The 20775-nt window shown below is 70.2% G+C and carries 12 protein-coding genes; 11 read left to right on the forward strand and 1 reads right to left on the reverse strand.

The window, feature by feature from the left end; all coding sequences use genetic code 11:
• Nucleotides 1-112 precede the first annotated feature (112 nt).
• Entirely contained in the window at nt 113-1456 is a 1344-nt protein-coding gene (locus tag LWJ43_RS30830; protein ID WP_277335455.1) for an ABC transporter substrate-binding protein, read from the forward strand.
• A gap of 90 nt (nt 1457-1546) precedes the next feature.
• On the forward strand, nt 1547-3628 hold the full coding sequence (locus tag LWJ43_RS30835; RefSeq protein WP_277335456.1) for a beta-galactosidase: 2082 nt from the start codon (nt 1547-1549) through the stop codon (nt 3626-3628).
• Nucleotides 3629-3683: 55 nt separating this feature from the next.
• On the opposite strand, the gene LWJ43_RS30840 is transcribed toward LWJ43_RS30835, so the two are convergent.
• On the reverse strand, nt 3684-6881 hold the full coding sequence (locus tag LWJ43_RS30840) for an alpha-L-rhamnosidase (RefSeq protein WP_277335457.1): 3198 nt from the start codon (nt 6879-6881) through the stop codon (nt 3684-3686).
• Nucleotides 6882-7229: 348 nt separating this feature from the next.
• Here LWJ43_RS30840 and LWJ43_RS30845 point away from each other — a divergent pair, with 348 nt between their 5' ends.
• The 9 genes from LWJ43_RS30845 to LWJ43_RS30885 all read left to right on the forward strand — a co-directional run bounded on the left by LWJ43_RS30845 (nt 7230) and on the right by LWJ43_RS30885 (nt 20771).
• Nucleotides 7230-8414 carry a S8 family peptidase gene (locus LWJ43_RS30845; RefSeq protein WP_277335458.1) on the forward strand — a complete coding sequence of 395 codons (1185 nt, stop codon included), beginning with the start codon at nt 7230-7232 and terminating at the stop codon, nt 8412-8414.
• 382 nt (nt 8415-8796) lie between these two features.
• Nucleotides 8797-13086: a discoidin domain-containing protein gene (locus LWJ43_RS30850; protein ID WP_277335459.1), complete on the forward strand. Its 4290-nt coding sequence runs from the start codon at nt 8797-8799 to the stop codon at nt 13084-13086.
• Nucleotides 13087-13475: 389 nt separating this feature from the next.
• Entirely contained in the window at nt 13476-14888 is a 1413-nt protein-coding gene (locus tag LWJ43_RS30855; RefSeq protein ID WP_277335460.1) for an extracellular solute-binding protein, read from the forward strand.
• A gap of 83 nt (nt 14889-14971) precedes the next feature.
• The gene (locus tag LWJ43_RS30860; protein ID WP_277335461.1) at nt 14972-15934 is read left to right on the forward strand and encodes a carbohydrate ABC transporter permease; all 963 of its coding nucleotides are present in this window, start codon (nt 14972-14974) and stop codon (nt 15932-15934) included.
• A 16-nt stretch (nt 15935-15950) separates the two neighbouring features.
• On the forward strand, nt 15951-16901 hold the full coding sequence (locus tag LWJ43_RS30865; protein WP_277335462.1) for a carbohydrate ABC transporter permease: 951 nt from the start codon (nt 15951-15953) through the stop codon (nt 16899-16901).
• Nucleotides 16902-17011: 110 nt separating this feature from the next.
• Nucleotides 17012-18649 (forward strand): glycoside hydrolase family 13 protein, encoded by a 1638-nt coding sequence (locus LWJ43_RS30870; RefSeq protein ID WP_277335463.1) that lies wholly within the window; start codon nt 17012-17014, stop codon nt 18647-18649.
• A 32-nt stretch (nt 18650-18681) separates the two neighbouring features.
• Complete coding sequence (locus LWJ43_RS30875) at nt 18682-18999, forward strand: cupin domain-containing protein (RefSeq protein ID WP_277335464.1); 318 nt, start codon at nt 18682-18684, stop codon at nt 18997-18999.
• 121 nt (nt 19000-19120) lie between these two features.
• Nucleotides 19121-20029, forward strand: a complete 909-nt coding sequence (locus tag LWJ43_RS30880; RefSeq protein ID WP_277335465.1) for a YihY/virulence factor BrkB family protein — start codon at nt 19121-19123, stop codon at nt 20027-20029.
• 49 nt (nt 20030-20078) lie between these two features.
• The gene (locus tag LWJ43_RS30885; RefSeq protein ID WP_277335466.1) at nt 20079-20771 is read left to right on the forward strand and encodes a GNAT family N-acetyltransferase; all 693 of its coding nucleotides are present in this window, start codon (nt 20079-20081) and stop codon (nt 20769-20771) included.
• Nucleotides 20772-20775: the final 4 nt, after the last annotated feature.

Below are 20775 nucleotides of genomic sequence, written 5' to 3' on the forward strand. Positions count from 1 at the left end.
GTTCCCCCCGGTCCTCGACCGGCGCGGCGTACCACCCCTCTCCAACTTCGCACCCCCGTGCGGACGTTCCAGGGTTCGTGCACCACCCACACCACAACGGAGTAGAGCAATTATGAGAACCATGACCAGACGCGCGATGCGTGGCGTCGGCCTCCTGTGCGCGGCCGCGCTGAGTCTCACCGCGTGCGGGTCCTCCGACGAAGACGCCGCAGCGGGAAAGACCGTGAGGGGAACTGATCTCCGGGCGGCCCTCAAGAAGGGCGGTTCCATCACGGTGTGGGCGTGGGAGCCGACGCTGAAGCAGGTGGTCAGCGACTTCGAGAAGGAGTACCCCAAGGTCAAGGTGAAGCTGGTCAACGCCGGGACCGGCAACGACCAGTACACCGCCCTGCAGAACGCCGTGCAGGCCGGATCCGGTGTGCCGGACGTCGCGCAGGTCGAGTACTACGCCCTGGGCCAGTTCGCCCTCGGCAAGTCCCTCGAGGACCTCAGCCGCTACGGCGCCGATGAGTTCAAGGACGACTACTCGCCGGGCCCGTGGAACTCGGTCACCGTCGACGACGCCGTGTACGCCCTGCCCATGGACTCGGGCCCGATGGCGCTGTTCTACAACAAGAAGGTGCTGGACAAGCACCAGATCGCCACGCCCACCACGTGGGACGAGTACCTCGAGGCGGCCCGCGCCCTCCACGCGGCCGACCCGAAGGCCTACATCACCAACGACACCGGTGACGCCGGGTTCACCACCAGCATGATCTGGCAGGCCGGTGGCACCCCCTTCAAGACCCGTGACACCGAGGTGACGGTCGACCTGACCGCCGACAAGGGCGTCACCGCCTTCACCAAGGTCTGGCAGAAGCTCCTCGACGAGGACCTCCTCGCGCCCATCGAGAGCTGGAGCGACGAGTGGTACAAGGGCCTGGCGGACGGCACGATCGCCACGCTCTCCACCGGCGCCTGGATGCCCGCCAACTTCGTCTCCGGTGTCGAGTCGGCCTCGGGCGACTGGCGCGCGGCCACGCTCCCGCAGTACGAGAAGGGCGGTGAGGTCAGCTCCGAGAACGGCGGCAGCTCCCTCGCCCTGATGAAGGCGGGCAAGAACAAGGACCTCGCGTACGCGTTCAACGAGTACGCGAACCACTCGGACGGCGTCCAGGCCCGCATCGCGGGCGGTGCCTTCCCCGCGACCACGGCGGACCTGTCCTCCAAGTCGTTCCTGAACACCCCCTTCCCGTACTTCGGCGGCCAGAAGGCGAACGAGATCTTCGCCCGCTCCGCCAGCCAGGTCCCCGAGGACTGGTCCTACCTGCCCTTCCAGGTGTACGCGAACTCCGTCTTCAACGACTCCGTCGGCAAGGCATACGTCTCCGACACCACGCTGGCCGAAGGGCTGAAGCAGTGGCAGAAGTCCGCCGTGACCTACGGCAACGACCAGGGCTTCAGCGTCAACAAGTGACGTCCCGGCCCTGAACCGCGCGGGGCGGCTGTCCGTCCGACGGGCAGCCGCCCCGCGCCGTACTCGCACCTCGTATCCGAAAGGATCATCATGACCCCCGCCTCCGAGCGCCACTGGCTGCGCCCGCCCTCCGACGGCCGTCCCGCGAGCTTCGCCTACGGGGCCGACTACAACCCGGAGCAGTGGCCGCGCGAGGTGTGGAAGGAAGACGTCCGGCTGATGCGCGAGGCCGGCGTCACCGTCGTCTCCGTCGCCATCTTCTCCTGGGCCCGCCTGCAGCCGGCCGAGGACCGCTGGGACTTCGACTGGCTGGACGAGGTTCTCGACCTGCTCCACAGCAACGGCATCGCGGTGGACCTCGCCACCGCCACCGCCTCGCCGCCGCCGTGGCTCACCACCCTGCACCCCGAGATCCTGCCGGTCACCCGCACCGGCGAGACCCTCTCCCAGGGCGCGCGGCAGCACTGGCGGCCCACGTCACCCGTCTTCCGCACGTACGCGCTGGCACTGGTCGAGGCCATGGCCACCCGCTACGCGGACCACCCCGCCGTGGTCGCCTGGCACATCTCCAACGAGCTCGGCTGCCACAACATCTACGACTACTCCGAGGACGCGGCCCAGGCCTTCCGTGACTGGCTGCGCGCCCGCTACGGCACCCTGGACGAGCTCAACCGCGCCTGGGCGACCTCCTTCTGGTCGCAGTACTACGGGGAATGGGAACAGATCCAGCCGCCCCGGCTGGCCGCGAGCCACGCCAACCCGACCCAGCAGCTCGACTTCAAGCGCTTCTCCTCCGACGCGCTGAAGGACTATCTCCGGGCCGAACGCGAGGTCCTGCGCCGCATCACACCCGACATCCCCGCCACCACCAACTTCATGGTGATGGGCGAGACCAAGGGCATGAACTACCCGGACTGGGCGCAGGAGATCGACTTCGTCTCCAACGACCACTACGCCCACCCCGGACCGCAGCGCCTCGACGAGCTCTCCTTCTCCGCCGCCCTCACGCACTCCATCGCCCACGGCAAGCCGTGGTTCCTGATGGAGCACTCGACGAGCGCGGTCAACTGGCAGCCCGTCAACGTCGCCAAGCGCGAGGGCGAACTGGCCCGCGACTCCCTCGTCCACGTCGCCCACGGTGCCGACGCGGTCTGCTTCTTCCAGTGGCGCCAGTCCGCCGCCGGCGCCGAGAAGCACCACTCCGCGATGGTGCCCCACGCCGGCCCCGACAGCGAGGTGTTCCGTGCCGTGACGGCCCTCGGCCGCACGCTGGAGACGCTCACCCCGGTCACCGGTTCCGTCCGGGAACCGGCCCGCGCGGCACTGGTGTACGACTGGGATTCCTGGTGGGCCGTCGAGCGTGACTCCCAGCCGTCCTCCCTGGTGCGCTACCGCCAGGAGGCACTCGACTGGTACTCGGCCTTCCTGGCCCTCGGCGTCCGGGTGGACGTCGTCACGACCACGGCGGACCTGACCGGCTACGACTTCGTCGCGGCCCCCGTCCTGAACGTCGTCCCCCGGGAACTCGCCGCCCGGCTGGACGCCTATGTGCACGGCGGAGGCCACCTCGTCACCACCTACTACTCGGGTGTCGTCGACGAGAACGACCACGTCCACCTCGGTGGCTACCCGGGGGCACTGCGCGACCTGCTGGGCATCCGCATCGAGGAGTTCGGCCCCCTGCTGGAGGACGTGGAGGTACGCCTCGACAACGGTCTCGCCGGCACGCTGTGGACCGACCGGATCGACGTCACCGACCCCGACGAGGTCACCGTCCTCGCACGGTACGAGACGGGCGACCAGGCAGGGCGCCCCGCCGTCACCAGGCGCGCCCCGGAGGGCGGCGGCTCCGCCGCCTACGTCTCCACCCGGCTGGGCCCCCACGGTCTGCCCGATGTACTGGCACCGCTGCTGGCCGGGGCCGGAGTGTCCAGCGAACTGCCCGCCGAGGTGCGGGGGCTCGTCGAACTGACCGTGCGGACCGACGGCTCGCAGGCCTACTGGTTCCTCGTCAACCGCACGGACGAGCCCGTCGCGTTCGACGCGGTGGCCGGGGAGGTCCTCTCCGGGCCCGAGCCGACCGCCGGGGGCGGCCTCGTCCTTCCCTCCCGCGGGGTCGCCGTGCTCCGCCTGGCGTCGGGCAGCACGCCCTTCCCACACGTGTCCGCGTAACCGGACGAGGTGTTCCGGGGACGGATCCGTCCCCGGAACACCCCGGCGGCAACCGTCAGGCGGGTGCCGTGAACCGATGTGTGCCCGGCCCCGCGGCGAACACCGCGCACCCGTCCTCCTGCCGCAGGTGGACCGCGGGGCCCCGCCCGGCACTCCGCCGGCCGCCGCCCGGCACCCACACCTCGCCGCTCGTGTTCGCGGGCAGCGCGACCTCCAGCGCGAAACCGTCCGCGTCCTTCTGCCAGCGGGTGGACACCGGACCGTACCGTGACTCGAACCGGCCCTCGGCCCGCGTCACCCCGCCGCCCGGCCGTGGCCGCACGAGGACCTTCCGGAAGCCCGGTGCGCCGGGGGCGATGCCCGCGATGTTCGCGTACATCCACGTACCGACCGAGCCGTACGCGTAGTGGTTGAAGGAGTTCATCCCCGCGTCCTGGAAGGTCCCGTCCGGCCGGATCGAGTCCCACCGCTCCCACATGGTGGTGGCGCCGCGGTCGATCTGATAGCCCCAGCTCGGGAACGTCCGCTGCAGCAGCAGCCGGTAGGCGACATCCGTGTGCCCGGTGTCGGTGAGCACGGGCAGCAGCCTCGGGGTGCCGAGGAACCCCGTCGACAGGTGCCAGTCCTTCGCCTCGACGAGCGCGACCAGCCGGTCGGCCGCCGGCCCGCGGTCCCCTTCCGCCAGCAGGTCCATGGACAGGGCCAGCACGTACGCGGTCTGCGTGTCGCCCTTCACCCGGCCGCCGGCCGACACGTACGCCGCGCGGAACGCGTCGCGCACCCGGCCGAACAGCGTCCGGTACGGCGCCGGGTCCTTGCCCAGCACCTCGGCGATCCGGGCCACCAGGTCGGCGCTGTGGGCGAAGTAGGCCGTGCCGATGACGTCCTTGGGCGTCTCGTCCTCGATGTTGAGCCAGTCGCCGAACCCGTCGGCCGGACGCAGCAGCCCGGTGCTGTGCGCCTCGAGATAGCCGAGCCAGCCGAGCATCGAGGACCAGGACTGCTCCAGCACCCGTACGTCGCCGTACGCCTGGTACAGGGCCCACGGCACGGTGACCCCGGCGTCGCCCCAGCCCGCCGCGCCGCTGCCGACGTCCGGCAGGTCCGGGGCGACGTGCGTGAAGGCGCCGTCGGAGGTCTGGGCGTCGCGCAGGTCGTACAGCCACTTGGTGAGGAACCGCGCGGACTCCATCGTGTAGGCGGCGGTCGGCGCGAAGACGTTGATGTCACCGGTCCAGCCGAGCCGCTCGTCGCGCGCCGGGGTGTCCGTCGGGACGGAGAGGAAGTTGCCGCGCTGACCCCACGTGATGTTGCTGTGGAGCCGGTCGAGCATGGGCACATCGGTCGCGAAGTCCATGGTGAACGGCGCTGAGGTGTGGATGACACGGCCCACGACGGCGTCGCGTCCCGGTGTGCCGGGGTATCCCGTCACCTCGACGTAGCGGAACCCGTGGAACGTGAAGCGCGGTTCCCAGATCTCCCGGCCACCTCCCCTGAGCGTGTACGAGTCGGTGGCGCGCGCGGTGCGGAGGTTGGCCGTGTAGATCGTGCCGTCCGGGTTCAGGACCTCGGCGTGCCGCAGCCGCACGGTCGTGCCGGCCGGTCCGGACACCGTGAGGCGCGCCGTGCCCACCATGTTCTGCCCGAGGTCGAACACGAACACACCCGGCTCCGGCTGGGTCACCTCACGCGCCGTCAGCTCCCGCTCGACCCGGCAGGGGCCGTCCACCTCGGCCACGAGCCGCGCCGTGACGCCGTCGACGCGGTCCGCCGCGAGCCAGCCCGACGTGTCGAATCCGGCCCGTGTCCAGCCGTCGGTCTCCAGCCGTGCGTCGTACTCCTCGCCCGCCATGAGGTCGGCCCCGGTGACCGGCCCCGCCGAGGCGAGCCAGTCGGTCCCCGACACCACGCGCTGGGTCGAGCCGTCGGTGTAGGTCACCTCCAGCTGGGCGAGCGCGGCGGGCCTCTCGCCGTACTGACGCGGTCCGAACCACGCGATGTTCCCCGCGTACCACCCGGCAGCCAGCGTGATGCCGAGCGCGTTGCCGCCCCGAGCGAGCAGACCGGTGACGTCGTGCGTCCGGTACTGGACCCGCGTGTCGTAGTCCGTCCAGCCCGGGGCGAGCCGGTCGTCGCCGACCGGCTCGCCGTTGAGTGACACCTCGTAGAGGCCGAGGGCGGTCGAGTACAGCCTGGCCCGTGCGACGCGCTTGCCGCGCAGCCGGAACTCCCGGCGCAGCTGGGTGGCGGGGGAGTACGCGACCGTCACCTCGCCCCACGGACCCGAGCCCCAGGGAGCGAGGACCTCGGCGGTGGCCCAGGCGGTGTCGTCGTAGTCGTCCGCGTGCCACTCGCCGGACGGCTCCTCGTCGGTGGTCCGCCAGTCGGCGCCGGTGACGGCCGTGACGACGCCGTCGGCCGTGGTCAGTTCCAGGACCCCGAGGAGCCCGGCGGGTCCGACGACGGCGTTCGCCGCCGACACCGCGATCACCCGGACGCCGGGGGAGAGGTGGGCCGTCACATCCACGAGGACGGGGCGCCTCCAGTTCTCGGCGGGGCCGTCGGCCTCCGTGTGCGCCACCGTCACGCCGTTCACCCGGGCGGTGAACCCGTCGTCGGCGCTCATCACCAGACGTGCGCGCGTGACGCCCTCCGGAACGTCCACCCGGCCGCGGAACCACCGGGTGGCCGCGGGTGCCTCGACGGCGGGATCCCCCTCCGGGAACCAGATCCACGAGGCGTCGTCAAGGGCGGGCGTCGCGGTCAGCGCTGCGGGCGCCGCGATCCAGTCGGCCGACCAGTCCGAGGCGTCCAGCAGACCGGCCTCCCACCAGGACGGCTCGCTCCACGCGGAAGCCCGGCCGTCCTGGTCCCAGACCCGCACCGACCAGAAGTAGCGCGTCCGGGACACCGGTTCGGGCCCGCCGTACGGAACCAGCAGGGACTGCGCGGACTCCACCCGCCCGCTGTCCCAGACATCGGGCTTCTCGAGGCGGTCGGGGGCGGTGGCCACACGCACCTGATAGGCGGTCTGGCTCAGCCCCGGGCCGTCGGAGGCCAGGGGCCAGCTCAGTCGTGGACGTGGGGTGTCCAGACCCAGCGGGTGGCGTACGTACTCGACGGTCGGCCCGGTGACGCGGGCCCGGCCGGCCGCAGCCTGCGGCCGGCCGGGAGCGGCTGCGGCGGGGGCGGGCACCGCGGCGAGCGCGGCGGTGGCGGCGGTGGTGCTGAGCAGTCGTCTTCTGCTGATCACAACGCGGCTCCGTGACGTGCGACGATGAATCGTTTCAGTTCCGTGAAGTTAGAGTTTTGACGAGCCCCTGTCAATAGTTTCTTCGCGGTCACGCTGCTTATGGCTTGATGGTTGGAAGAATGCCGTGCGCGGTGTTGACGCGCTCGGCGAGACCGGCCTACCGTCCCCCTGCGGCCAGGCCTTGAAACCTTTCATGCGCTGAGCCGAATGGGCCTGCTCCGGTCCCGATCGTTGCGCTGTCCGGCTGACGCGGCTCAGGCCCGCGGGAGATGTGGACGAAAGGTCAGGTGTTCGCACTTCGCGGACCTGACGGGTCCGCGATCCGCTCCTCCACCCAAGGGAGAACGCATGCGCCTGCGCGCCCACTGGGCACCGGCCGCTCTGCTGCTGATCGCCCCACTGGTCAGCACCACGACGGCCGCCGCCGACACCGCCGAGACGCTCGTCCCGGTGCAGACGTCGGCCCGGGCCGTGCCCGGTCAGTACATCGTCACCCTCGCTCCCGGGCAGAAGCCCGCCGCCATGGCCGAGCAGCTCGGCGTCAGCACGATCTTCACGTACAGCAAGGTCCTGCACGGCTTCGCTGCCTCGCTCACGTCCGCGCAGTTGGAGAAGGTGCGCGGCGCGGCGGGGGTCCAGGCCGTCGAGGAGAACAGTGAGGCCTCCGTCTCGCCGCCCGCCGCGAAGTCGGCGGGCGGGAAGCGGGCCGTGGCCGGGAGCTGGGGGCAGGACCGCATCGACCAGCGGAATCTGCCGCTGGACGGCACGTACGACGTGGACGGCGCGGGCGCGGGAGTGACGGCGTACATCCTCGACACCGGTATCGAGTCCGCGCACAGCGAGTTCGGCGGGCGGGTGGGTGCCGGGTACGACGCGATCGGTGACGGCCGCGACGGTGAGGACTGCAACGGCCACGGCACGCACGTGGCCGGGACCGTGGCCGGTGCGACCTACGGTGTCGCCCCCGCCGCGTCCCTCGTGCCGGTGCGGGTGCTGAACTGCGAGGGTTCGGGCACGTGGGCCGGGATCATCGCGGGCCTCGACTGGATCGCCCAGAACGCCGAGCAGCCGGCCGTGGTCAACGCCTCCCTCGGTGGGCCCGCCTCGTCGGCCGTCGACGACGCGTTCGACGCGCTCGCGGCTGAGGGCACCCTGCCCGTCGTCGCGGCGGGCAACGAGGACCAGGACGCCTGTGACGTCTCCCCGGCGCGCGCCGACGGCGTGCTCGCGGTGGGCGCGAGTGACGACCGGGACCGTCAGGCGACGTTCAGCAACTGGGGCACCTGCGTGTGGCTCTACGCCCCCGGTGTGGACATCGTGTCCGCGAAGCTCGGCGGCGGCTCCACGACGCTGAGCGGAACATCCATGGCCAGTCCGCACGTCGCGGGCGCCGCCGCCCTCTACAAGGAGCAGCACCCCGACGCGTCGCCGCAGGACGTCACCGAGGCGCTCGCCGCGGAGGCGACCCCGGACGTCCTGACGGGCCTGGGCACCGGATCGCCCGACCGGCTCCTCCACACCGGCGGTCTCTGACCTCCGGCCGGCTCCACGGGAGCGGGGTCCGCGTCCTGCGGACCCCGCTCTTCGCTGTGCCCTGGATCAGCGCGTTCTCGGCGGCTTGCGACGGTGCGCAAAAGACTTACATCCATGACGTCTGCCTTCCACGGTCTCCCTGCCCCTGCCGAAGCGCCTCGAATGTCCTTCGCGCGGGGTCCGTTGCGTCCGCCCTCCTCGCGTCCGGCCTTGTTCCGGTTTCTGTCCGAAGCGTGGACGCTTTCGAACTTCTCTGCAACTCTCTGACCGCAAAGCGCAAAACACTGTTCTGTGCGTGCAGAAACAACAGGCGCCACAGGGTCGATCGGACAGAGTCGCAGCTCTCGGCGCATCCCGCTCCGAGGCCGAAGATCGGGGACCTATGCGAGCCCAACGCTGGAGATGGCGGGCCCTTTCCGTCATGGTCACGAGCAGTCTTCTGATGATCGGATGGCCGTCGCTCACCGTCGCGGCGGCCGCCGGCCCCGACATCGCCGCAGGCCGGGCCACGGCGGCGAGCAGCGCGGGCGACGAGTACGTCGCCCGGAACGTGACGGACGGCAACCAGGCGACGTACTGGGAGGGGACGGGCGGCGCACTGCCGCAGTGGGTGCAGACCGACCTCGGCTCGGCCGCCAGGGTCGACGAGGTCACGCTGAAGCTCCCGGCGGGCTGGGAGAGCAGGCAGCAGACCCTCTCGCTCCAGGGCAGCGCCGACGGCACCAGCTTCGCGACGCTCAAGACCTCCGCCGCGTACACCTTCAGCCCCGGCGCCTCGAACGAGGTGAAGATCTCCTTCCCGGCCGCGCAGACCCGCTTCGTGCGCGTGCACATCACGGCCAACACGGGCTGGCGAAACGCCCAGCTCTCCGAGCTGGAGGTCCGCGCCGCCGGGGAGTCGTCGGCGAACCTCGCCGCGGGCAGGACGCTCACCGCGAGCAGCTACACCGAGACCTACGTCGCCGCCCACGGCAACGACGGGAACAAGGCCAGCTACTGGGAGAGCAGGAACAACGCGCTGCCGCAATGGCTCCAGGCGGATCTGGGCTCCTCGGTCCGGGTCGACCGCGTGGTGCTCCGGCTGCCCGACGGCTGGGAGCAGCGGACCCAGACGCTGAAGATCCAGGGCAGCGCCAACGGCTCGGACTTCACCGACCTCACCGCGTCCAAGGCGTACACCTTCGGCGCGGCGGGGGGCCAGTCGGCGACAATCGCCCTCGACGCGACGACCACGCGCTACGTCCGGGTGCTGGTCACCGCCAACTCGGTCCAGCCCGCGGCCCAGTTCTCCGAGCTGGAGGTCTACGGCCCGGCGACGGGTGACACGCAGGCGCCCACCGCGCCGTCCGGCCTGGCCTTCACCGAACCGTCCACCGGGCAGATCGAGCTGACCTGGAAGGCGTCGTCGGACGACACGGGCGTCACCGGCTACGACGTCTACGCCGGCAACACGCTGCTGACCGCCGTGGCGGGTGACGTCACCACGTTCACGGACACCCGCCCGGCGAGCCAGACCGTGACCTACCACGTCCGGGCCCGGGACGCCGCGGGCAACCAGTCCGGCAACAGCAACACCGTGACCCGGCAGGGCGACTCCGGTGACACGCAGGCGCCCACCGCGCCGTCCGGCCTGGCCTTCACCGAGCAGGCCGGCGGGCAGATCAAGCTGACCTGGACGGCCTCGTCCGACGACAAGGACGTCACCGGCTACGACGTCTTCGCCGACAACGTGCTCCGCAAGAGCGTGGCCGGCGACGTCACCACCTGGACCGACACCCAGCCCGCGGCCGCCACCGTCAGCTACGTGGTGCGGGCCAGGGACGCGGCGGGCAACATATCCGGCGCCAGCAACACCGTGACGCGCAACGGCTCCACGAGCGGCGCCTCCAACCTCGCCGTCTCCAAGCCGATCACCGCCTCCTCCGTGGTCCACACGTTCGTCGCGGCCCACGCCAACGACAACTCGCTCACCACCTACTGGGAAGGCGCGGGCGGCAGTTACCCCAACACCCTGGCCGTCGAGCTGGGTGCCAACGCCGACACCGAGAGCGTCGTCGTCAAGCTCAACCCCGACAGCAGCTGGGGTGCGCGTACCCAGACCATCCAGGTGCTCGGACGGGAACAGAACGCCACCTCGTTCACGAGCCTGGCCGCCGCCATGGACTACGCGTTCAGTCCCGCGACGGGCAACACGGTCACGATCCCGGTCACCGCGCGGGTGGCCGACGTCCAGCTGAGGTTCACGTCCAACTCCGGATCCGGCGCGGGCCAGGTCGCCGAGTTCCAGGTGCTGGGCGCCCCGGCCCCGAACCCCGACCTCCAGGTCACGGCGGTCGGCGCCTCGCCCTCGGCCCCCGTCGAGTCGGACGCCATCACCCTGTCCGCCACCGTCCGGAACTCCGGCGCCGTCGCCTCTCCCGCCGGCAAGCTGGACTTCCAGCTCGGCGGCTCCAAGGTCGCCACCGCATCGGTCGGTGCTCTCGCCGCCGGCGTCTCCGCCCAGGTCACCGCCTCCATCGGCGCACGCGACGCGGGCAGTTACACGCTGGGCGCGGTCGTCGACCCGGCGGGCGAGATCATCGAGCAGAACGAGAGCAACAACGCCTTCACCGCCGGCGCTCCGCTGGTCGTGAAGCCGGTCTCCAGCTCGGACCTGGTGGCGGGCTCGGTCTCGACCTCGCCGTCGGCCCCGTCGAACGGTGACACGGTCACCTTCTCGGTCGCCATCAGGAACCAGGGTTCCCTGGCCTCCGCGAGCGGCAGCCACGGCATCACCCTGAGCCTGCTCGACTCCAAGGGCGCCACGGTGAAGACCCTCACCGGGGCGCACGGCGGAGCCATCGCCGCCGGTGCCACGACGGCACCCGTCTCCCTCGGCACCTGGGCGGCGGCCAACGGCTCGTACACGGTGAAGGTGGTGCTCGCCGACGACGCCAACGAACTGCCGGTGAAGCGCACGAACAACACCAGCACCGAGTCGCTCTTCGTGGGCCGGGGCGCCAACATGCCGTACGACATGTACGAGGCCGAGGACGGCGTCGCGGGAGGCGGCGCGAAGGTCGTCGGTCCCAACCGGACCGTCGGGGACGTCGCGGGCGAGGCATCGGGCCGCAAGGCGGTCACCCTCGACAGCACCGGCAACTACGTGGAGTTCACCACCAGGGCGCCCACCAACACCCTGGTGACGCGGTTCTCCATCCCGGACTCCGCGGGCGGCGGCGGCATCGAGTCGAAGCTGAACGTCTACGTGGACGGCACCTTCCTCAAGGCCATCGACCTCACCTCGAAGTACGCCTGGCTGTACGGGAACGAGACCGGTCCGGGCAACGACCCGGGCTCCGGAGCGCCCCGGCACATCTACGACGAGGCGAACGTCATGCTGGGCAAGAACGTCCCGGCGGGCAGCAGGATCCGTCTGCAGAAGGACGCGGCCAACACCAGCACCTACGCGATCGACTTCGTCAGCCTGGAGCAGGTCTCCCAGGTGGCCAACCCGGACCCGGCCACCTACACCGTGCCCGCCGGCTTCACTCACCAGGACGTCCAGAACGCCCTGGACAAGGTCCGGATGGACACCACGGGCGTGCTCAAGGGCGTCTATCTGCCCGCCGGCGACTATTCCACGGCCGCCAAGTTCCAGGTCTACGGCAAGGCCGTGAAGGTCGTCGGCGCCGGCCCCTGGTTCACCCGGTTCCGCGCCCCGTCCACGCAGGACAACACCGACATCGGGTTCCGTGCCGAGGCAAGTGCGAAGGGGTCGTCGTTCTCGGACTTCGCGTACTTCGGCAACTACACGTCCCGTATCGACGGACCGGGCAAGGTGTTCGACTTCGCGAACGTCTCGGACATCGTGATCGACAACATCTGGAACGAGCACATGGTGTGCCTGTACTGGGGCGCCAACACCGACAACGTCACGATCAAGAACTCCCGGATCCGGAACATGTTCGCCGACGGCGTCAACATGACCAACGGGTCCACGGACAACCACGTGACCAACAACGAGGCACGGGCCACGGGCGACGACAGCTTCGCCCTGTTCTCGGCGATCGACGCCGGGGGCTCGGACATGAAGAACAACGTCTACGAGAACCTCACCTCCCTCCTCACCTGGAGGGCCGCCGGTGTGGCCGTGTACGGCGGTTACGGCAACACCTTCCGCAACATCCTCGTCGCCGACACCCTGGTGTACGCCGGGATCACGGTCAGCTCCCTGGACTTCGGCTATCCGATGAACGGTTTCGGGACCGGCCCGACGGCGATCGAGAACGTGTCGGTCATCAGGTCCGGCGGTCATTTCTGGGGGACGCAGACCTTCCCCGGGATCTGGCTGTTCTCGGCCTCCAAGGTCTTCCAGGGCATCAGGATCTCGCACGTGGACATCGTCGACCCGACGTACAGCGGGATCATGTTCCAGACCAACTACGTCGGCGGACAGCCCCAGTTCCCGATCAAGGACACCGTGCTCAGCGACATCTCGATCACCGGGGCGCGCAAGAGCGGTGACGCCTTCGACGCCAAGTCGGGCTTCGGGCTCTGGGCCAACGAGATGCCGGAGGCGGGGCAGGGTCCTGCCGTCGGCGAGGTCACGTTCAACGGGCTGAAGTTCGGCGGGAACGCCCAGGACGTCAGGAACACCACGTCGACCTTCAGGATCGACATCAATCCGTGAGGGAGCCGTGCTGACTCGGCGGGGTGCTTCCCGGTTCCGGAGACGGAGCGGGAAGCACCCCGCTCCGCGTAACCGCTTGCAGCGAGACGTCCGTCTCTTGCGTGCGAGGGCCCGTCAACCCCTCACGGCTCGTGGCGCGGAACGGGGGCGCGGCGCCCCAGTCGAGCCGTGACGAGGCCCGCCATCGTCCCGAACGGGCCTCGTCGAGGTGATCCGTGGATGTGTCGCATCGACTGTGAATGACACGGCGTCACATGCGGAGTGCTGTCAAACATTTACGAAAACTGCGCGAGATATTGCGCTCACTTGTCGCCGGTGGTTGAGTGTGCCGCGCCCCGGCAGACAGCCGGCCGGGGGTCTTCCGTGCTCATGCCCGAAGGGGACCACCGATGAGAAGTGCTGGGTTTCGCCGTACCCGCCGAGCCTCCGCTGCCGCCGTCGTCACCGCGCTCGCCCTGACCGCCCTTGCCTCCTGCGGCACGAGCAGCAGCGGCGACGGGAACGACGACTCCGGCAGCGGATCGTCCGATCCGTCGGCGCCGCTCGATCCGAAGACCGAGGTGACGCTGACGATCGACTGCATGCCGCCGGCTGCGAAGGCGGCGGAACTGCGCGAGTGGAACGAGGACGTCAGGACGTTCAACAAGAAGTACCCGAACGTCAGGATCGACGGGAAGTCGACGCCCGGCCAGTGTCTGGAGCCGCCGCGGTTCACGGCCATGCTCAAGGGCAAGTCGCAGCCGGACGTGTTCTACGCGTACTTCACCGACCTCCAGCAGGTGCTGGACAACGACGGCGCCGCGGACATCTCCGCGTACGTCACCGGCACCTCCGTCCCGGCACTGAAGGACATCCAGCCCCAGGTCCTCGACGTGGCCCGCAAGGACGGCAAGCTCTACGCGTTGCCGACCAGCAACTACACCATGGGCCTCATGATCAACCGGAAGCTGTTCACGCAGGCCGGTCTTGACCCCGACAGCCCGCCGGCGAGCTGGGACGAGGTCCGCGCGGCGAGCAGGAAGATCGCCGCGCTGGGCAAGGGCGTCGCGGGCTTCGGCGAGTACAGCGCCGGGAACAACGGCGGCTGGCACTTCACCGCCACGCAGTACGGTCTGGGCGGGGACGTCGTGGACGCGAGCGGCAAGAAGGCCGCGTTCAACGACGACAAGGGCAGGCAGGTCCTCCGGCAGCTGCACGACATGCGCTGGAAGGACGACAGTATGGGACAGACCCAGCTGCTGAAGTGGGGGGACCTGCAGAAGCAGATAGCCACGGACAAGCTCGGCATGTTCCTGGCCGCGCCCGACGACATCGCCTACATGGTGCAGCAGCTCGGGGCGGAGTACGAGAACTTCGGACTCGGTCCGATTCCCGGCGCCCAGGGCACCCTGTTCGGCGGCAACAACTACATGATCAAGAAGGGCAGCTCGCCCGACAAGATCAAGGCGGCCGTCGCCTGGCTGAACTTCAAGAACCTGAGCCCCGGCAAGGGGCAGTTCGAGTGGGCCCGCACCAAGGCGGACAAGCTGCCCGTCGGTCTCCCGCAGCCCAACTTCTTCACCGGCGAGAGCAAGGCGAAGGACGACGCCGAACGCGCCGCCAACGCCACCATGCCCGTCGAGAACTTCAAGGCCTTCATGGACAACCCCGTCCAGGGCAAGGCCGAACCGCCGAAGGCCCAGGAGATCTACAAGATCCTCGACAACGCGATGTCCGCCGTGCTCACCAACGAGGAAGCCGACATCGACACGCTGCTCGACACCGCCGAGCAGCAGGTCAACCAGGTCCTGGCCAACCAGTGACGGACGCGCGGAGGCCGGGCCGGGCGGGCCCGGCCCCGCACCCCACCGTCTGCGAGTGACCGCACCGGCACCGAGGAGAGACCATGTCGGCCCCCACCCTGTCCACCGGGAAGGCGAGCGCACCGCCTCCCGCGTACCACCCACGGCCCACCGGGACCGCCTCCGCCCGCGAGGAGTTCGTGCGCGCCCTGCGCCGCAACATCACGGCGCACGGGTTCCTGATCGGAGCCGTCCTCTGCTTCTCCTTCTTCTCCTGGTATCCCATGGTCAGGGAATTCGTCCTGGCCTTCCAGAAGACCGAGGACGGCGAGACGACCTGGGCCGGCTGGTCCAACCTGAGCTACGTCTTCAACGACCCCGCCTTCTGGCAGGCATGGCGCAACACCGCGCTGTTCACCGTCCTGGCGCTCCTGCTGGGCTTCGCGGTCCCGTTCGTCGTCGCCGTCGTGCTCAACGAGTTCCGGCACGCGCAGGGATACCTCCGCCTGCTGGTCTACCTGCCCGTCATGCTGCCGCCGGTCGCCTCGGTCCTGCTCTTCAAGTACTTCTACGACCCCGGCTACGGACTCTTCAACCGCATCCTGGAATTCCTCCATCTTCCCGCCCAGCAGTGGCTCCAGGACCCCGGTACCTCCATGCTCTCCGTCGTCATCGCCTCCACCTGGATGAACATGGGAGGGGCCACGCTGATCTACCTCGCCGCCCTCCAGGGCATCCCCGGGGAGCTGTACGAGGCCGCCGAACTCGACGGCGCCGGGCTGTTCCGCAAGATCTGGCACGTCACCGTCCCGCAGACCCGGCTCATCCTGTCGCTGCTGCTGCTCATGCAGATCATCGCGACGATGCAGGTCTTCACCGAACCGTTCCTGCTCACCAACGGCGCGGGACCGGAGGGCTCCACCACGACCGTCGTCTACCTCATCTACCAGTACGCCTTCAACTTCAACAACTACGGCGGAGCGGCGGCCCTCGGCCTCCTCCTGCTCGTCGTACTCGCGGCCTTCTCCGCGGTGTACGTACGCCTCAGCCGCAGCAGCGAAGACTAGGACGGGAGAACGAACGATGGCATCGAACACGCTTGTCTCCCGGCGGGGAACCGGCAGCGGACGCAGGTCACGCCACCGGGACGCAGACCAGGGCCGCCCGAGGACCCTGATCTCACCGGCACAGCTCGGCCGGCCCCGGGGGAAGCTGGTCTACTGGACCGTCCTCGCCCTGGTGGCCGCCGGCTTCACCCTGGTGTTCCTGGGCCCGCTGTACTGGATGGTCACCGGTGGCCTCAAGACCACCCAGGAAGTCGTACAGAGTCCGCCCACCGTCTTCCCCTCCTCGGTCCACACGGAGAACTACTCCCAGGCGTGGACCGTGATGGACCTGGCCCAACTGCTCCTCAACACGCTCTACTACGCGTTCGGGGCGCTCGCCTTCCAGCTCGTCCTGGACGTGGCAGCCGCCTACTCGCTGTCCAAGCTGCGGCCGGTCCTCGGCAAGGCCATCCTCGGCATGATGCTCGCCACCCTGATGATCCCGGCGACCGTCCTGGTCGTGCCGCAGTACCTCACGGTCCTCGACGTACCGGTCTTCGAGCGCAACCTCCTCAACTCGCCCTGGGCGATCTGGCTGCCCTCGGTCACCAACGCCTTCAACATCTTCCTGCTGAAGCGGTTCTTCGACTCCATACCCGGCGAACTCCTCGACGCCGCGGCCATCGACGGGGCCTCACCCCTGCGCACCCTGCGCTCCATCGTCCTGCCGATCTCCCGGCCGATCCTCGGCGTCGTCTCCATCTTCGCGATCGTCGGGGTCTGGAAGGACTTCCTCTGGCCCATGCTCACCCTGCCGGACCCGGGTAAGCAGACGCTCAACGTCGGCATCTACTCGCTGTCCAACGGGGTGCCGCAGAACGTGCTCATCGCCGCGCTCACCATCGCGTCCGTCCCGACGCTGCTGATCTTCCTGCTCTTCCAGCGCAACATCATGAGCGGTCTCACCGCCGGCGGCCTGAAGGGCTGACACCGTCCCGCACCACCCGCCTCCCACCAGCACTCCGCCGCCGGCCCACCCATCGCATGCCCCGCGTCCGGGCCGGGGGCGGAGTACCACCTGCCCGAAAGGAACGCCACGTGGCAGCCATCCGTCCGACCGAGGCCACCACCGCACCCTGGTGGCGCGACGCCGCCATCTACCAGATCTACGTACGCAGCTTCGCCGACGGCGACGGGGACGGCACCGGCGATCTCGCGGGAGTGCGGGCGAGACTTCCCTACCTCGTCGAACTGGGCGTCGACGCCCTGTGGTTCACCCCCTGGTACCTCTCCCCGCTGGCCGACGGCGGATACGACGTGGCCGACTACCGGGTCATCGATCCCGCCTTCGGCCATCTCGCCGAGGCGGAGAAGCTCATCGCCGAAGCCCGGGAGCTGGGCATCCGCACGATCATCGACATCGTCCCCAACCACGTCTCCGACCGGCACAGCTGGTTCCGGGCGGCGCTGGCCTCCACCCCCGGCAGCCCCGAGCGTGAGCTCTTCCACTTCCGCGACGGACGCGGCGACCACGGGGAGATCCCGCCCAACGACTGGGTCTCGGAATTCGGCGGTACCCCGTGGACCAGGATCGACGACGGCCAGTGGTACCTGCACCTGTTCGCCCCGGGCCAGCCCGACCTCAACTGGGCGCACCCGGCGGTCCGCCAGGAACACGAGGACGTCCTGCGCTTCTGGTTCGAACGGGGCGTCGCGGGCGTGCGGATCGACTCGGCGGCCCTGCTCGCCAAGGACCCCGCCCTGCCCGACTTCGTCAAGGGCACCGACCCCCACCCGTACGTCGACCGCGACGAACTCCACGACATCTACCGCTCGTGGCGCGCCGTCGCCGACCGGTACGACGGCATCTTCGTCGGCGAGGTCTGGCTCCCCGACTCCGAGCGCTTCGCCCGCTACCTGCGGCCCGACGAACTGCACACCGCCTTCAACTTCAACTTCCTGGCCTGCCCGTGGGACGCCGGACCGCTGCGCTCCGCGATCGACGACACACTCGCCGAGCACGCCCCGGTGGGAGCCCCCGCCACCTGGGTCCTGTGCAACCACGACGTCACCCGAACGGTCACCCGCTACGGACGCGAGGACACCGGCTTCGACTTCGCCGCCAAGGTCTTCGGCACACCCACCGACCTGGGGCTCGGCACCCGCAGGGCGAGGGCGGCCGCCCTGCTCTCCCTGGCGCTGCCCGGCGCCGTCTACCTCTACCAGGGCGAGGAGCTGGGGCTGCCGGAGGCCGACATCCCCCGCGACCGCATCGAGGACCCGATGCACCTGCGCTCCGGCGGCGTCGACCCGGGAAGGGACGGCTGCCGGGTCCCCCTGCCCTGGTCCGCCGGGGAGCCGTACGCCGGATTCGGGTCGTCCGTCGAACCCTGGCTCCCGCAGCCGGCGTCCTGGGCTTCCTACGCGGCCGACCGGCAGAGCGCCGACCCCGGCTCCATGCTCACCCTCTACCGGGACGCGCTGCGGCTGCGCCGCGCGGAGCCGGGCTTCGCCGCCGCCCCCGGCGAGACCTCCGACGGCCGGCTGAACTGGCTGCCGTCGGACCCCGGCGTCCTCGCCTTCACGCGGACCCACGGCCTGATCTGCGTCGTCAACCTCTCGGGAAGCCCGGTCCCGCTCCCCGGGCACGACGGGATCCTGCTGACCAGTGGCCCCCTCGACGGCTCGGGCCTGCTGCCGGACGACACCGCGGCCTGGCTGCGCCGGAAGCGATAGCGAAGGGACCCGGGCTGCGGCAGAGTGGTCGTATGGACGACCTCAACGCTCTCGCCGACGAGCACCTGGCCGCGGCCCGGGCCAACACGCACGGGCGCAGCGCGCACCTGCTGCTTCGCCAGGAGCCGCTGCGGCAGACGGTGATCGCGCTCACCGGGGGGACCGCCCTCGACGAGCACAACGCACCACCCGCCGCGTCCCTCCAGGTGCTGCGCGGCACGGTCCGGGTCACCGCCGGCTCCGGGGACGTGGACCTCACGTCGGGCGGACTGCACCCCCTTCCCCGGGAACGGCACGGGCTGCTCGCCCTGGAGGACACGGTGGTGCTGCTCACCGCCGTGAACGACTGAGCGGACCTGGAGTACACCCGCGGGATCGAGGCATGAGACAAAGGGAGACCACGGGGACGCCGGGCACACCGGTGACGGCGTCCCGCGCCTCACCTTTTCCTACGTCCCCCGGAGTGTCCGCGTGCCCAGCAGGACCGACGAACCCGTCGCGGAACGAACCGCGCCCCCGGCAGGGGACGCGGCGCGGAGGCGCTGGCGCACCGCTCTGCGCCGCACCCCTGTCTCACTCTGGAACGACGACATCTCCGACTGGGCGGCGGCCCTGACCTACTACGCCATCCTCGCGCTGCTCCCGGCGCTCCTCGTCACCGTCTCCGTCATCGGGCTCGCCAACCCCGGCGCCACGAACGCCCTGATCGCCGACATCACGGCCTTCGCGCCGGCCGAGTCCGGCGCGGCCCTCCGCCGGCCCCTGGAAGCGGCCACCCACGAGCGCAGCGCCGTCTGGCTGCTCGTGGTCACGGGCAGCGTGAGCGCCGTGTGGTCCGCCTCCAGCTACCTGGCGGTCTTCCGCAGGGCGATGCACGCCATGCACCGGGTGAAGGACACCAGGCCCCCGCTGCGCCAGGCCCACATCATCGTGGCCTCGGCCGTCGGACTGCTCGTCCTCCTGATGGCCAGCGCCTTCGCCCTCGTGCTCACCGGTCCGCTGGCGCGCTGGCTGGGCCGTCGGCTGGGCCTCGCGCAGGCCGGCGAGACGTTGTGGGCCGGCCTCAAGTGGCCCATCCTGCTCTGTCTGGTCGCCTGTCTCATCGTGGTCCTCTTCAGCACCGGTCCCCGTTCCGCGCGGGGGCTGAGGAAGGGGCTGCCCGGCGGGGTCCTCGCCGCCTTCCTCTGGCTGGTGGCCTCGGCGGGATTCGCGCTGTACGCCACCCACATCGGGAGCTACAGCCGCCTGTACGGTTCGCTGGCCGGCCTGGTCGTCTTCCTGATCTGGATCTGGTTCACCAATCTGGCGCTCCTGGTCGGCGCCCAGTTCAACGTCGAGCTGGCCCGCTCGGACGACGACTACCGGCAGGCGGTGACCTGAGAGGCCCCAGGGCCTTGTGGGAGCGCTCCCAAGGGGTGAGGATGAGCCGGTGAACCGGACCGCGTACGTACGTCCCTACCGACCCGCCGACCAGGAGGCCCTCGCGGACATCTGTGTCCGCACGGCCGACAACGGCGGCGACAGCACGCGTCTGTACCCCGATCCCGGGCTGATGCCCGCGCTGTTCGCCGAGCCCTACGCCCACCTCGAACCGGAGCTGGCCTTCGTGCTCGACGACGGCTCGGGACGCGCGGTCGGCTACGTCCTGGGGACCGCGGACACGAAGGGGTTCGTGGCCGGTTTCCGCGAGATCTGGCTGCCCCGGGTGACGGACCGCTTCCCCGAGCCCGAGGGGGAACCGGAGACGCTCACCGACGCGATGACGGCCCTTCTGTACCGTCCCGAGCGCATGGTCCTGCCCGAGCTGGAGGACCACCCCGCGCACCTGCACATCGACCTGCTGCCCCCCTGGCAGCGCAAGGGGCACGGCAGGGAGCTGATGGGAGCGTTCCTGGACGCCCTGCACCGCAAGGGCGTCCGGGCCGTCCATCTGTCGATGCTGACGGCGAACACCCCGGCCAGGGCCTTCTACGACCGCCTCGGGTTCCACGTGATCGACGTGCCCGACCCCGGGCCGCTCACCTATCTGGGGCGCTCCACGGAGGGTGTGGGACGGGAGAGCTGGGCAGGTAGTGGACGGCGAGCCGGGGAGAGGGCCCAGGCCGCCGGTTCGGAGGGGTGAGCGG

Source organism: Streptomyces sp. JH34, assembly GCF_029428875.1.
In the GTDB taxonomy this organism is placed as follows: Bacteria; Actinomycetota; Actinomycetes; order Streptomycetales; family Streptomycetaceae; genus Streptomyces.

Bases quoted from the DNA above. Each gene is read 5' to 3' on its own strand.
- LWJ43_RS30830 (WP_277335455.1), top strand. From the start codon at position 113: ATGAGAACCATGACCAGACGCGCGATGCGTGGCGTCGGCCTCCTGTGC.
- LWJ43_RS30835 (WP_277335456.1), top strand. From the start codon at position 1,547: ATGACCCCCGCCTCCGAGCGCCACTGGCTGCGCCCGCCCTCCGACGGC.
- LWJ43_RS30845 (WP_277335458.1), top strand. From the start codon at position 7,230: ATGCGCCTGCGCGCCCACTGGGCACCGGCCGCTCTGCTGCTGATCGCC.
- LWJ43_RS30850 (WP_277335459.1), top strand. From the start codon at position 8,797: ATGCGAGCCCAACGCTGGAGATGGCGGGCCCTTTCCGTCATGGTCACG.
- LWJ43_RS30855 (WP_277335460.1), top strand. From the start codon at position 13,476: ATGAGAAGTGCTGGGTTTCGCCGTACCCGCCGAGCCTCCGCTGCCGCC.
- LWJ43_RS30860 (WP_277335461.1), top strand. From the start codon at position 14,972: ATGTCGGCCCCCACCCTGTCCACCGGGAAGGCGAGCGCACCGCCTCCC.
- LWJ43_RS30865 (WP_277335462.1), top strand. From the start codon at position 15,951: ATGGCATCGAACACGCTTGTCTCCCGGCGGGGAACCGGCAGCGGACGC.
- LWJ43_RS30875 (WP_277335464.1), top strand. From the start codon at position 18,682: ATGGACGACCTCAACGCTCTCGCCGACGAGCACCTGGCCGCGGCCCGG.